Source organism: Kitasatospora sp. NPDC051164 (assembly GCF_044455625.1).
Classification (GTDB): domain Bacteria; phylum Actinomycetota; class Actinomycetes; order Streptomycetales; family Streptomycetaceae; genus Kitasatospora.
In genome coordinates this window covers 1-13,040 of the sequence record NZ_JBITFB010000013.1, presented here as the reverse complement: position 1 = coordinate 13,040, position 13,040 = coordinate 1, and the positions used below count along the sequence as shown (strand labels likewise).

Here is a 13,040-nt window from a genome sequence, read left to right as displayed (position 1 = left end):
TTTCAGCCCGTCGCGGCGTTCGCCGTGTCGACGAGGAAGCGCACCGGGCTGTGAGGCCGGACCGGACCTCACACTCGGCGGCCCTACGTCGTCGGCTGACCGAGACACTATCGATCACCGCCGCGAGGCAGAAGAGGGGACCGCGTCATGGTCACACCGACGACGGCAGCAGAACCGCGCAGCGTCACGTTCCTGCGGGCCGCGATCGCCCTGCAGACCGCGGCCGTCCTCTTCCAGGCGGTCACAGCCGGCCTGCTGCTGTCCACCTCCTACGGTGAGGTGCTGCACGGCGTCGGGGCGCGGGTGATGTACGGGGCGTCGATGCTGTACGTGCTGGCCGCGATCCTGGCGTGGCGGCCGGGTGGCGGATCGCCCCGGCCGATCCTGTACGCGTCCGGTTTCCTGGTGCTGGCCTCGGCGCAGGTGGTCCTGGGCATCGCGCGCGTTCCGTCGGTCCACGTCCCGCTGGGGGTGCTGATCTTCGGCCTGAGCGTGGCGGTGCTGGTGCGGGCGCCGGCCGCCCGCGTCGCGCAGGCGGCCGGCACCCGGTCGGGGTGGCTCAGGAGCTGAGGGTGCCATCCCGTCGGCGGGGTCAGGGCGTTGCCGTTGCCGAGCGGGTCGGCGGGGGGCGCATGCGCGCACTCCTGTGGGTGTGGGGGATGCGACAGCCCGTCAGGAAGCTTGGGGGAGCCGCGGCCGGCCGGGTGGGGCCGGCCGGCCGCGGGTGGTGCGATGTGGGGGTCAGTGGTGTGGCGGGGGTCAGTCGGTGACCGCCGCGGTCGCGGAGCGGCCGGGGGCGAGGGTGACGGTGGCGTAGGTGTACGTGACGCCGTCGACGACCCTGGTGTGCGCCTCCCGCGCCTGGCCGTCGACGGTGACGCGCGCGTGCGGCCCTCGGAAGCGGGCCTCCCAAGTGAGCGGCTTCGTACCGGTGTTGGTGACGGTGCTGGCCCGTTCGCCGTCGTGGCGGACGGTCACCGTGCCGTCGCCGACCGGAATGGACGCGACCTGCAGCCAGCCCATCGAGACGGGTAGCCGGGAGGTGGTGGCGAGCGTGCCGGTGGCCGCGTCCGGCTCGACGCCGAGCAGGCCCTGGACGGTCTGGGCGAGCAGGGTGAACGGAACCTCGGGGTAGTCGCCGTTGAGCATCTGCCCGCTGGCGTGCTGGGCGCCGACGCTCTCGTAGACGTATCGCATCCACTTCCAGGCGGTGGTGCCGTCCTGGTTGGCGAAGAAGGCGTCCGGCAGGTAGGTGTAGGCCTCCAGGTTGACCGAGCGTTCCGGGCCGGAGTCGGCGGCGTCGACGGCGGCGAGGAGGGCGTCCCGGCGGGGCCCTGGGTCGATGAGCCGCTTGACCGGCATCAGCACACTCGCCTCGTAACCCCAGCCGGTGACCGGCCGGCCGGCGGTGTCGTAGCCGTGCACGACCTCGCCGGGGTGCTGACTGTCCACGCTCCAGGTGGAGTTGACGTACGAGCGGAGCGCCTCGGCGGCCTGCCGGTAGCCGGCGGCGGAGGTGCCGTCGCCCCGGGCGTCGGCCAGTGTGGCGGCGGCGAGGTAGGCCTGGTACTGGGCGCCCAGCGCGTCACCGGCCTCGGCGTAGGTCCCGGCGGCGTTCTCGGCGTAGCTGGCGGTGCCGGCGAAGATGCTGCGGCTGGTGGCCTGTGGGATCGGCAGGCCGCCGTTGTCGACCGGGCCCGGGTGGCCGGCGATGAACGGGCCGAGGGTGTTGCGGACGTAGGTTCCGAGGACCGGGTCGTCGGCGTAGTCGCGGTCGCCGGTCCAGCGGTAGGCCTCACCGGCCTTCTGGACGAGCTCGAAGGGCGCGGGCAGCTCGCGGACGAAGCGGTTCGGGCCGCGGTAGTCGATGGCGCCGTACGTCCGGGCGTCGAAGTTGAGCGCCCAGACCGGGTAGAGCCCGTTGACCTCGGTGGCGGAGGCGGCGAAGCCGCGCAGCATGGTCTTGTTCTCGGCGTCCAGGCCCAGCAGGTGCGCGCCGACCAGCTGGTGGGCGAAGTCCCGGCTGTAGAAGGCGGATCGGAACGGGTAGCCGGCCCAGTACGTGGTGTCGTAGGCGGTGCTGCCGGTGCCGCCGGGGTGGTTCTCGTCCATGTCGAGGACGCCGGTGGTGCCGGCCTGCTGTACCCAGCTGTTGGCCTTGGTCTTGGCCCAGTCGAACAGGGCGGCGACCTCGGGGTCGGAGGAGGTGGCGACCGGGTCGTTGGGGGCGGACGGGGCCACGGCCGCGTCGTCCACGTTGACCCAGCCGGTTGGCGAGGAGCCGACGGTGAGGACGAGCCGGTCGCCGGCGGCGACCCGGATCCGGGGGAGGGTGTACTTCGCGTAGGTGGACTGCTCGGGGAGGGTGAGCGAGCGCACGACGGCGCCGTTGACGCTGACCGAGAGGGTGCCCCCGGGGCCGCCGGTCGCGATCCAGGCGGAGAGGTCGTAGCTGCCCGCGTCGGCGGCGGTCGCCTGGTGGGTGATCGCGTAGCCGGGCCCGGCGTCGAGGTAGGCGAGGCGGGCGCCGCCGTGCGGGTTGTTGGTGGCGATGCCGGTGTGCCCGGTGAGGGTCCAGCCGTCGGCGCCCTGCTCGAAGCCGGGGTTGGCGAGGACGAGGGGTTCGGTGCGGGTGAGCGTCCAGCGGTGGGCCGGACGGGCGTCGCAGCCGCCGTGCGCCGGGGTGGGAGCGACCGTGGGAGTAGCGGTCGAAGTCGGCGTCGGCGTGGGCTCGGTGCTCAGGCAGGCGCCGGTGCCGCGTACGGCGAGGGTGTACGTACCCCGGGGGCCACGGGAGACGGTGAAGCGCTCGGCGTCGGGGGCGGTGCCGCAGTCGCCGGTGGCAGGCAGGCGACCCGGGCCGTCGAGGGTGAGGCAGCGGCCGCTCGCGGCGTTGACGAGCAGGTAGTCGTCGCCAGTGCGGCGCAGCTGCCAGCGCTGGCTGAGCAGTCGTTGGCAGTCCGCGCCGACGACGGGGGTGCCGGGGGCCGGTTGCGCGTACTGCGGGCCGAGGCAGCTGCCGTCCAGGGCCGAGCCGAGGACGTAGCTGCCGCCGTCCACGAGCGGTGCCCGGTTGTTGGCGAACGCCGGGTCGTCGGCGAACGCCGGGACGCTGCCGAGGGCCTGGGCGGCGAGGACGGCCAGGAGCAGGAGACCGGACGGTAAGGCGCGGGTGCGGGGCGGCATGGCGGATCCTCTTCCGGTCGGGGGCGGGGTGCTGGGTGGTCGGGAATTGTTTGAACGTTCAAATCGTCGGATGGTGCATCGCGTGTGATGGGTGATATTTCACATGTTCAGACAAGTCGCGTCAACGGGCCGTGCGGCACCGGCTGTCCGAAAAGAAGCGGCGAGGGCCCCTGCCCGACGGGGGTTTCTAGGGGCCCTCGCGAGGCCGCGCGGTCCGGGCTCGGCGCCCGAGCGCGGCGAGCGTGTCCTCCGGCGAGGGGCACGGACAATGCTCCGTGCAGAGAGCACGGTTGTTCGGTCAGGTCAAATACTGGGAAAGCGGTGATCGTTCCTGATCGCTAATCTGGCGCGGTGACGATCGAGCTGCGCATTCTGTCGACGGTCTCCTGCCGGGGCGAGGAGGTCACCGCGCCCGGGCTGCGGGGGCTGTTGGCGTTGTTGGCGGGGGAGGTGCGCGGTGGGTGCGGCAGTGGGCGGCTGGTGGACGGGCTGTGGCCGCAGGAGGGGCCCGAGCGGCCGGGGAAGGCGCTGCAGGTGCTGGTGTCGCGGGCGCGGGCGAGGTTCGGGGCGGAGCTGATCGTCAGCACCCCGACCGGGTACCGGCTGGGGCTCGGGGAGGAGCGGGTGGACGCCTCGGCGGTGCTGTTGCACGCCGCCGCCTGCGCGGAGAAGGCGCGGGCCGGGGATCATGCCGGGGCACTCGCCGAGGCCGAGGCCGGGCTGGAGCTCTGGGGCCCGGGGGACATCGAGGACGAACCCGCGGGGGCGGACCCGGTCGCCGTGCTGCGTGCCGAACGGGCGCGCACCTACCGGGCGTTGCGGCGGGCGCGGGCGCTCGCACTGGCGCGGACCGGACGGCACGCGGAGGCGGTGGAGGCCCTCGCCGTGGAGGCGACCGGCCGGGCTCGGGACGAGGAGGTGCTGCTGGAGCTGCTGCGCTGCGAGGCCCGGACCGCCGGGGCTGCGTCCGCGCTCGGCCGGTACGACCGCTACCGCCGTGGGCTGCGGGACACGCTCGGCACCGACCCGGGGCCCGAACTTCGGGCGCTGCACCAGGAGTTGCTGCGTGGTGAGGCGGCCCCGGTGCGGCGCGGGGTGCCGCACGAGCCGAACGCGCTGGTGGGCCGGGAGGCCGACCTCGCCGCCGTGGCCGAGCTGCTGCGGACCGCCCGGGTGGTTTCGGTGGTGGGCCCCGGCGGGCTGGGGAAGACCCGGCTGGCGGCGGCCATGGCGCGGGAGGCGGCGCAGCGGGTGGTGCACCTGGTGCCGCTGGCAGGGGTGGTGGCGGACGAGGACGTGGCCGGGGAGGTGGCGGCGGCGCTCGGCGTGGGCGATCCGGCCGGGATCTCCGGCGCGCTGGGCCCCGGGCCGGCGCTGCTGGTGCTGGACAACTGTGAGCAGGTGGTGCGCGGTGCCGCCGAGTTGGCGCACGCCCTGGTGGCCGCCCGCCGGGACGTCCGGGTGCTGACCACCAGCCGTGCGCCACTCGGTATCTCCGCCGAATCGGTTTACCTGCTCCCGGAGTTGGGCCGGGACGCCGCCGTCGAACTGTTCACCCAGCGGGCCCGCGCCGCGCGCCCCGACGTGGAGCTGCCCGCCGGGCCGGTCGCCGAACTGTGCGCCCGGTTGGACGGGCTGCCGCTGGCGGTGGAGCTGGCGGCGGCCCGGGTGCGGGTGTTGTCGGTGGCCGAGATCGCCGGACGGTTGGCGGACCGCTTCGCCCTGCTGCGCGGCGGTCCCCGGGACGCGCCGCAGCGCCACCGTACCCTGCAGGCGGTGGTCGACTGGAGCTGGAACCTGCTGGAGCCGCCGGGCCGGGCGGCGCTGCGCGCGCTCTCCGTCTTCCCCGGCGGCTTCACCGCCCGGACCGCCGAGCACCTGCTGGACGACCCCGACGCGCTGACCGTGCTGGAGGACCTGGTCGACCAGTCGTGGCTGCGACTGGTCGACACTCCGACCGGCGGGCGCTTCCGGATGCTGGAGACGGTACGGGAGTTCGGCGCCGCCCAGCGCGCGGACGAGGGGGAGGAGGAGTCCGTCACCAGCCGATTCCTCGACTGGGCACGGGAGTTCGGCCTCGCTCACCACGACGGACCGTTCGGTCCTGCGGCAGTGGTGCAGTGGCGGCTGATCCGGGCGGAGCAGGACAATCTGGTCCGCGCGCTGCGACTGGCCCTCGCCGCCGAGAACGCCGAGAACGGCGGGGGCGCGGGAGACGCCGGGGGCACCGGGGATGTCGGGGATACCGGGGTTGGTCCGGCGATCGCCGCGATCGCCGCCGTCCTCGCCGCGCTGTGGACGACCGAGGGCAACTACGTCCGACTGCTGGCCTTGGCCGAGGACACCGGCGGCCCGGTCTCCCGGCACTGGACCGAGCTCGAACGGGCCGACACCGCCCAAGAATTGGCGGATGCAGTGCGCACCCTCACCGCCCTGAGCACCGTCAACACCTTGCTCACCGCAGGCGGCGGCCTCGGCGCCGGCACCGGCGCGCTGCGCCTGCTGGCCACCCTGCGGCGGCTGCCCCCGGCCGTGCCCGACACCCCCGTGCGGGCGATCGCCGCCGTGATGGCGGCCGTGCCCGAGGTGCTGGGCCCGGACGGCACCCGGCTGGCGGAGCTGTGCGCCGCGTCCGAGCCACTGCTCGCGGGCGTGGCCGAGGCGGTGGCCGGCTACCGGTGGGAGGGCGCACGGCAGGTGGAGCGGGCGATCGCCTCGGCGCGGCGGACGCTGGCGGCCTTCGAGTCGCTGCGGGTGCCCTGGCTGCGGGTGCTGGCGCCGGCCCGCCTGGGCGAGCTGTACCTGCAGGATGAGCGGGGTTCGGAGGCGCTGCCGCTGCTGCGCGCGGCGATCGCGGTGTTGGACGAACTCGGCGACTGGAAGGACATGTTGGGCCTACGCTGGGGCATGGTGATCGGTAGCCTGCAGGCCGGGGACTCGGACGGCGCCGAGCACTGGCTGGAGCTGGCGGTACGGCACCGGCCGGAGGAGGCGGTCGACCTGGTGGCTCCCGAGCTTGGGGTCCGGGCGGAACTGGCGCTCGCCCGGGGCGAGTCGGCGGCAGGACTGGCGCTGTGGCGGCGGGCCGCCGGGCTGTCGGCCCGTGGGGCGGAGCCGCCCGCGGGCCCCCTTACGGACCCGTCCTGGGCGCTGGAACTGGCGGCGGTCTGCGTGGCCGCGCACGCCCGGCACGGCGAGCTGGAGCGGGTCGCGCCGCTGGCCGCCGCCCTCCCGGAGCGGCTGGCCGCACTGCTGGCCGGCGACGGCGAGGACGGCCAGGCGGTGTTGGTGGCGGGCCCGCTCGCCGGGGCACTGCTGCTCGCACTCGGCCTGGCCGAGCTGGACCGGGGTGCCCGCGAGTCCGACGCCGAGCGGGCCGGGGCCGGGGTGCGGATGGTCGCGCTGGCCGAGCGCTTCCGCTGCCTGCGCAGCTTCCAGCCGACCATGGGATCGGCCCCGGCCCGGCGCGACGCCGAGCGGGCCGACGCGGGGGAGTACCACCGGGCGGTCACCGGCTACGCGGCGCTGGACCGGGCCGCCCTGGCAGCGGAGGCGCTGGCGCTGGCGCTGGCGCTGGTGCGACCCTGACTTCCTGATGCCCTGATGCCCTGATGCCCTGATGCCCTGATGCCCTGACGCCCTGACGCCCTGACGCCCTGGCGGCGGAGGCGTCGGCGCTGGTGCGGTCCCGGGGCCCTGGCGGGACGCCCCTGCTCAGAGCCGCACCGGCAGCCGCAGTAGGTGGAAGCCGTCGGCCGGCCAGTGGCCGAACTCCAGCTCGCCCCGTCCGACGCCGAGCGCCGCGTCCGGCCGCCGGACGAGCACCTGGTCGAGGACCACCGAGGTGACCAGTCGGCCGAGGGCCGCGCCGAGGCAGTAGTGCGCGCCGTGGCCGAACGCCAGGTGGCCGTCGCCGCGCCCGAACTCCCGGGCGATGTCCAGCCGTTCGGGCGTCTCGCCGTACTCCTGCGGGTCGTGGTCGGCGGCCAGCAGGGCGACGGTCACCGGGTCGCCGGCCTTCAGCGCCGTCCCGGCGAACTCGAAGTCCTCGGTGGCGTAGAGGGTGGCGCCGATCCGCACCAGGCTGATGTAGCGCAGCAGTTCGGGGACGGCGCGCTCCAGCAGCTGCGGCTCGGAGCGCAGCCGGGCGAGCTGGTCGGGGTGGTCGAACAGGGCGAGCAAACCGTGGGCGAGGAAGAGGGCGGGCGGGGTGATGCCGGTGTTGATCAGGAGGAACACGACGGTCACCAGGTCGTCCTCGGCCAGCGGCTCCTCGCCGTCGCGGGTGTCGTGCACCAGCGCGGAGATGAGGTCCTCGGTGGGCTCGGCGCGGCGGCGGGCGATCAGCTCCTTGACGTAGTCGACGATGCCGACCAGGCCCTCGACCATCCGGCTGCCGTCGCCGTACGCGAAGTCGCGGATCCATTCGCAGACCCTGGCCCGGTCGGCCGCCTCGACGCCGACCAGCTCGCAGACCACGTACGTGGTGAGCGGGTAGGCGAACTCGCCCAGCAGGTCGGCGGGTTCGCCCCGGGCGGCGAGGCCGGCGATCAGCTCGGCGGCGGTGCGCTCGACGAAGCCGCGCAGGGCGGCGATCCGGCGGGCGGTGAAGGCGCGGGTGAGCGGGGCGCGGCGGCGGGCGTGGTCCTCGCCGTCGAAGAGTGCGAGGTGGCCGCAGAGGTACTTGGCGTAGTCAGCGGGGAAGCCCTCGAAGGCGGCGGCCAGCAGTTCGTCCTGCGGGTCGGACTCGGCGCCGGCCGGGGCGGCGATGCCGCTGCGGTCCCGGACCAGGCGCGGCTCGGTGAGCGCGGCCTTGACGTCGGCGTAGCGGGTGACCAGCCGCACCGGGCTCTCCAGGCCGGGCAGGACGACGTGGGGCAGCTCGGCCTGCTCGCGAAAGGCGGCGTAGGCGCCGACGGGGTTCTCGATGTCCTCGGGGGTCAGCCGGACGGGGGTGGCGGGCGTGCTGGTCACGTGGGTTTCTCGTTTCGTGAGGTGGGGTTTCCGACGTCCCAGAGCCTGCCGGGAGCCGCCTTCAGCGTGGTTTCAGCGCGGTTTCAGGATGCGAGCGTGGTGTCAGGAATCAGGGGACCGGTTTAATTGAACGCGTTCAGAACTCTGGGCTAGGCTGTTCCGAGAAGAAGAGGGGGAACGCATGAAGGTCGTCATTCCCGGAGGATCCGGCGCCCTCGGCATGCTGCTCGACCGCAGCCTGACCGCCGCCGGACACCAGGTGGTCACCCTGAGCCGCAGGCCCGCCCGACCCCGGCAGGTCGGCTGGGACGGGCGCACGCTCGGAGCCTGGGCGGAGCAGATCGACGGCAGCGACGTCGTGGTCAACCTCGCCGGGCGCAGCGTCAACTGCCGCTACACGGAGGAGAACCGGCGCGAGATGATGGACTCCCGGGTCCTCTCCACCCGCGCCGTCGGCCTGGCCGTCGCGGCCGCGCGCCGCCCGCCCGCCGTCTGGCTGCAGATGAGCACCGCCACCGTCTACGCCCACCGCCACGACGCCCCGAACGGCGAGCACGACGGCCTGATCGGCGGCGCCGAACCGGACGCCCCGGCCTCCTGGCGGTACAGCATCGACATTGCCCGGGCCTGGGAAGCGGCCCAGGCGGAAGCCGACACCCCGGCCACCCGCAAGGTCGCGCTGCGCACTGCCGTCGTCCTCGGCCCCGAACGCGGCGGCGCCTTCGACTCGCTCTCCTGGCTGGCCCGCCTCGGTGCCGGCGGCCCGATCGCGGGCGGCGCGCAGTACGTCTCCTGGATCCACGAACACGACTTCGCCCGCGCCGTCGACTTCCTGATCGCCCACGAGGAGCTGACCGGTCCGGTCAACCTCGCCGCCCCGAACCCGCTGCCCCAACGCGAGTTCATGCGCGACCTGCGCACGGCCTGGGGCATGCGGCTGGCCCTGCCCGCCGCGCGCTGGATGGCCGAAATCGGCGCCTTCACCCTGCGCTCCGAGTCCGAACTGCTGCTGAAGAGCCGCCGCGTCGTCCCGACCCGGCTGCTCGAGGCCGGCTTCACCTTCGAGTACCCGCGCTGGCCGGCCGCTGCCCGCGACCTCGTCCGGCGCCTGCGCGGGAGGTAGGGAGGTAGCGGGCAGCGGGCCGGTGTGGCGGGCGGGTTCGTCACGGAGCCGTCACAGCTGCCGGCCCGCGCTTGTCCGGGCCGCGCGCCGACCGCGAGGGTGGGAGCACGACCGGGGAGGGGCGGGATGGCGACGGGACAACTGGCCTTGATACGGCTGGCCTTCATGCGGCGACGGGCGGACGTCATCGGGGTCGGCTGCCTGCCGGCCCTGATCGCGGCGATCGTGCTGAGCTCGACCGGCGCCACGAGCGTCGGGACGACCCTGCTGATCGGCGCCGCGATCGTCGCCGCCGTGACGGTCGGCGCGCCGCGCACGTTCTGGCTGCGGGAGACGGAGTCGGGCCTCACCGTGGTGCGCCTGCTCGTCGCGAAGCACTACACCTGGTCGGAGATCCGGGGGATGGCCATGGACTTCGACGAGGAGCAGGAGAACAGCGCCCATCGGGTCCGTCTGCGGCTGCGTCTCGTCGACCCGCCCGGCCGGTTCTGGGGTCCGCTCCTCGGCGAACTCACGATCACGGACGACGACCGGCCGCGTGGAGTCGAACCGCGCGCCCTCGCCGAGCTGTTCGCCCTCTTCGGTCGGCACGGCCTGCCCGTCGACCGCCCGGAGTTCGCGGACGCCGTGCTCTCCGCCCACGGCCTGCCGCCGCTCCCACCCCCACCCGCACGGACCGTGCCGGTCGGGACGGTGCCCACGCCCGGGGAGGCGTACGCGGACGCGCCCGCTGTCGCGGAGGAGAACCGGCACCTCGACGCGTACCGGCGCAGCGGCAACGAGCGGCCCCGGCGGCGGCGCGAGTACCTGCTGCGCCGCGCCGCGCTGTGCGACCGGGTGGCGGTGGGCACCGGCGACGCGGACCTGGAGGCGGTGGCGGGCGCGCGGCTCGCGGCCGAGCAACTGGCCGACCACGACGGCGTCACCGCCGACGGCGACCCGCGCGGGTACGTCCGCCGGCAGTACCTGGACTGGCGCCGACGATCGGGCCGCTGACCCCCTGCTGACCCGGCTGGGCCCGGACCCGCCAGCGCTGCCGGAGCTGCCCGGGCACGGAGGCGTGATCAGCCCCGGGTCGGTCCCGCCCACGCCAGCAGGCGTTCGCGTGGCCAGGTGGTGACCAGCCGTTCGGGGCCGAGGCCGAGGCGGGCGGCGCGGGCGTACCCGGAGGTGAACCAGTGGAGCTGCTCGGGCGCGTGGGCGTCGGTGTCGACGGCGAACAGGCAGCCCGTCTCGGCGGCCAGGCGCAGCAGCTCGTCGGGCGGATCGCGGCGCTCGGGGCGGCAGTTGATCTCCACCGCCGTGCCGGCCTCGGCGCAGGCCGTGAAGACGGCCTCGGCGTCGAAGCGGGACGGTGGCCGGCCCCGCCCGGTGACGATCCGCCCGGTGCAGTGCCCGAGGACGTCGGTGCGCGGGTCGCGGACCGCCGCCAGCATCCGGGCGGTCATCTGCTCCGGGTCGGCGCGCAGCTTCGAGTGCACGGAGGCCACCACGAGGTCGAGCCGTCCGAGCAGGTCCGGCTCCTGGTCGAGGGAGCCGTCCTCGAGGATGTCGCACTCGATCCCGGTCAGCAGCCGGAACGGGCCGTCCTGCTCGTTCCAGGCCGCGACCGCGTCGAGTTGGCGCCGCAGCCGTTCGGGTTCGAGGCCGTGGGCGATCGTCAGCCGGGGCGAGTGGTCGGTGAGCACGGCCCAGCGGTGCCCGAGAGTGCGGGCGGCCTCGGCCATCTCCCCGATCGGGCGGCCGCCGTCGGACCAGTCGGAGTGCAGGTGGCAGTCGCCCCGCGCGGTGCCGAGCAGCTGCCACCCGGCGGCCGCGGCGGGACCCGCCTCGGCCTCCAGCCGGGCCAGGTACGGCGGTGTCACGCCCGTGGAGGCCTGCGCGATGACCTCGGAGGTGACCGGTCCGACGCCCCGCAGCCGACGGACCCGGGCGGCGTCCACCGGCCCGGGCGCCAGGCCGTGGACCGCGTCGGCGGCCGTGTGGAACGCCCGGACCCGGTAGGGCGAGGCTCCGTTCCACTCCAGCAGGAAGGCGATCCGCCGCAGTGCTTCGGTCGGGTCCACGGCCGTGACCGCCTCAGGGCGCCGCGAGGGTGAGCGCCGCCAGCTCGTCGACCACGGCGGTCAGCCGGCCCCGGCGGCGCAGCGCGCGCCGCTGGCGGTCGGCGCCGGTGCCGTGCCGGTGGATCCGGGTGAGGGCGGCTTCCACCGTGGCCAGGTCACCGGCGGCGGCCAGGCCGGGGGCTGCCCGTTCGAGGAGGCGGTCGGCGAGCGCGGCCATCGGGACGTGCCGTCCGGTGAGCGGGTCGACGCCGTTCCCGGACAGACCGCTGCGGGCGGCCTGCCAGTGGGAGGCGCGGACCACCGCGGCCGGACACACGGGGGCCGGCCGTCCCTCGCCGATCTCGTCGAGCAGGACGACGGCGAGCCCCCGCAGCAGCGCGGCGAGCAGCAGGACGGTCCGCAGGTCGGCGTTGACGTCGGCGACCCGGACCTCCAGCGTCGGGACGTGCTCCGACGGCCGGGCGTACCAGTAGACCATCCGGCGGTCGAGCAGGACGCCGGACCTCACCAGGGCGGCCACCAGGGCCTCGTACTGCTCCTCGTCCAGCACCGGGGCCGGGCCGACGGTGGGCCAGCGTGCCCACCGGACGGTGCGCCAGCTCGCGTACCCGCTGTCCCGGCCCTCCGTGAACGGGGAGTTGACCGCGATGGCCTGGACGACCGGAAGCCAGGGACGCAGGTGGTTGCCCAGTGCCAGCGCCTGTCCGCGGCTCACCGTCCCCAGGTGGACGTGGCAGCCGCAGAGCGCGCCGGCGTAGCCGTCGACCACCCCCTCGTAGCGGGCCGCCATCGCCCGGTAGCGCGGGTCGTCGGTGACCCGGCCCGGCCGCGGGTCGCCGAGCACCGGCGTGCCCGAGGCCACCAGCAGACAGTCGGCGTCGGCCGCCGCGGCCGCGACGACCGAGCGCAGGCGGACGAGGTCGGCCCGCAACTCGTCGAGCCGGGTGGCAGGCTGCGTGCACACCTCCACCTGAACGGCGAAGAACTCGGCCTGGACCTGCTCGCCCAGCACGGTCGCGGCGTCCGCGATGACCTGGGGCGCACGCTCGGCGGGCAGCCGGGTGTGCCGGTCGACCAGCAGGAACTCCTCCTCCACCCCGAAGGTGGGCAGAACCCGCCTGGCTGCTCCCCCGGTGACCGCGGCTCGCCGCGCCGGGGCGGGTGCGCCGCACGCGGCGCCCTTGACGTCGATCGGCCCGGGCCCGGCGTCGGTCGCGAGGCCGGGACTCGGAGGGATGTGGATCCGCATGGCGGGCGTCTTGCCGGGCGGCCGGCGCCGAAACGTCGTCCGACGGGCCTGCGCCCGAGGCCGCCGCCGGCCCCGCGCCCGGGCGCGTGCAGGCGCGCGTGTAGGCGCAGGAGCGCCGGGCAGACGCTGGTCATGGACGAGGACCAGGCGGCCTGCCAGGCCACCTCCGGGACGGACCCGCCGGGTCCGGCGCCGCGGGATCCGGGTGGGTCCGTCGACCCCGGATCGGCGTGAGGGGGACGGTATGGACCTCTTCGGACATGTGTCGCTCCCACGCCCCATCGGGGCACCGAGCGCGGAGGTGAGCAGGAGGCTCGTCTTTCCCGGCCGTGGCGGCAGTTGGGTCGGCGCCGGTGCGGTGCAGCGCAGCCGTGCGTTCAGCCGGCAGGTGCTGCGGTCCTGGCACTGGCTGCCGACCGCCGACGAGGAGCGGCAGTTGGTG

Annotated in this window: 8 protein-coding genes; 4 read left to right on the top strand and 4 right to left on the bottom strand. The window is 75.1% G+C overall.

What is annotated here, in order from left to right; translation table 11 throughout:
- Positions 1-147 precede the first annotated feature (147 nt).
- Positions 148-570: a hypothetical protein gene (locus ACIBEC_RS20195; protein WP_360501991.1), complete on the top strand. Its 423-nt coding sequence runs from the start codon at positions 148-150 to the stop codon at positions 568-570.
- 189 nt (positions 571-759) lie between these two features.
- On the opposite strand, the gene ACIBEC_RS20190 is transcribed toward ACIBEC_RS20195, so the two are convergent.
- Positions 760-3,186, bottom strand: coding sequence for an RICIN domain-containing protein (locus ACIBEC_RS20190; protein WP_360501993.1), 2,427 nt, complete (start codon positions 3,184-3,186; stop codon positions 760-762).
- 351 nt (positions 3,187-3,537) lie between these two features.
- Between ACIBEC_RS20190 and ACIBEC_RS20185 the strand changes: the two genes are divergently transcribed.
- Positions 3,538-6,774 carry a BTAD domain-containing putative transcriptional regulator gene (locus ACIBEC_RS20185; RefSeq protein WP_360501996.1) on the top strand — a complete coding sequence of 1,079 codons (3,237 nt, stop codon included), beginning with the start codon at positions 3,538-3,540 and terminating at the stop codon, positions 6,772-6,774.
- Between the two features lie 126 nt (positions 6,775-6,900).
- On the opposite strand, the gene ACIBEC_RS20180 is transcribed toward ACIBEC_RS20185, so the two are convergent.
- The gene (locus ACIBEC_RS20180; protein ID WP_360501998.1) at positions 6,901-8,160 is read right to left on the bottom strand and encodes a cytochrome P450; all 1,260 of its coding nucleotides are present in this window, start codon (positions 8,158-8,160) and stop codon (positions 6,901-6,903) included.
- A 181-nt stretch (positions 8,161-8,341) separates the two neighbouring features.
- Between ACIBEC_RS20180 and ACIBEC_RS20175 the strand changes: the two genes are divergently transcribed.
- Both ACIBEC_RS20175 and ACIBEC_RS20170 read left to right on the top strand, forming a co-directional pair.
- Positions 8,342-9,283, top strand: coding sequence for a TIGR01777 family oxidoreductase (locus ACIBEC_RS20175; protein WP_360502001.1), 942 nt, complete (start codon positions 8,342-8,344; stop codon positions 9,281-9,283).
- Between the two features lie 126 nt (positions 9,284-9,409).
- Complete coding sequence (locus ACIBEC_RS20170) at positions 9,410-10,279, top strand: hypothetical protein (RefSeq protein ID WP_360502004.1); 870 nt, start codon at positions 9,410-9,412, stop codon at positions 10,277-10,279.
- A 68-nt stretch (positions 10,280-10,347) separates the two neighbouring features.
- On the opposite strand, the gene ACIBEC_RS20165 is transcribed toward ACIBEC_RS20170, so the two are convergent.
- Together ACIBEC_RS20165 and ACIBEC_RS20160 are read right to left on the bottom strand one after the other, a co-directional pair.
- The gene (locus ACIBEC_RS20165) at positions 10,348-11,349 is read right to left on the bottom strand and encodes a PHP domain-containing protein (protein WP_360502006.1); all 1,002 of its coding nucleotides are present in this window, start codon (positions 11,347-11,349) and stop codon (positions 10,348-10,350) included.
- Positions 11,350-11,362: 13 nt separating this feature from the next.
- The gene (locus ACIBEC_RS20160; protein WP_360502008.1) at positions 11,363-12,598 is read right to left on the bottom strand and encodes a glutamate--cysteine ligase; all 1,236 of its coding nucleotides are present in this window, start codon (positions 12,596-12,598) and stop codon (positions 11,363-11,365) included.
- Positions 12,599-13,040: the final 442 nt, after the last annotated feature.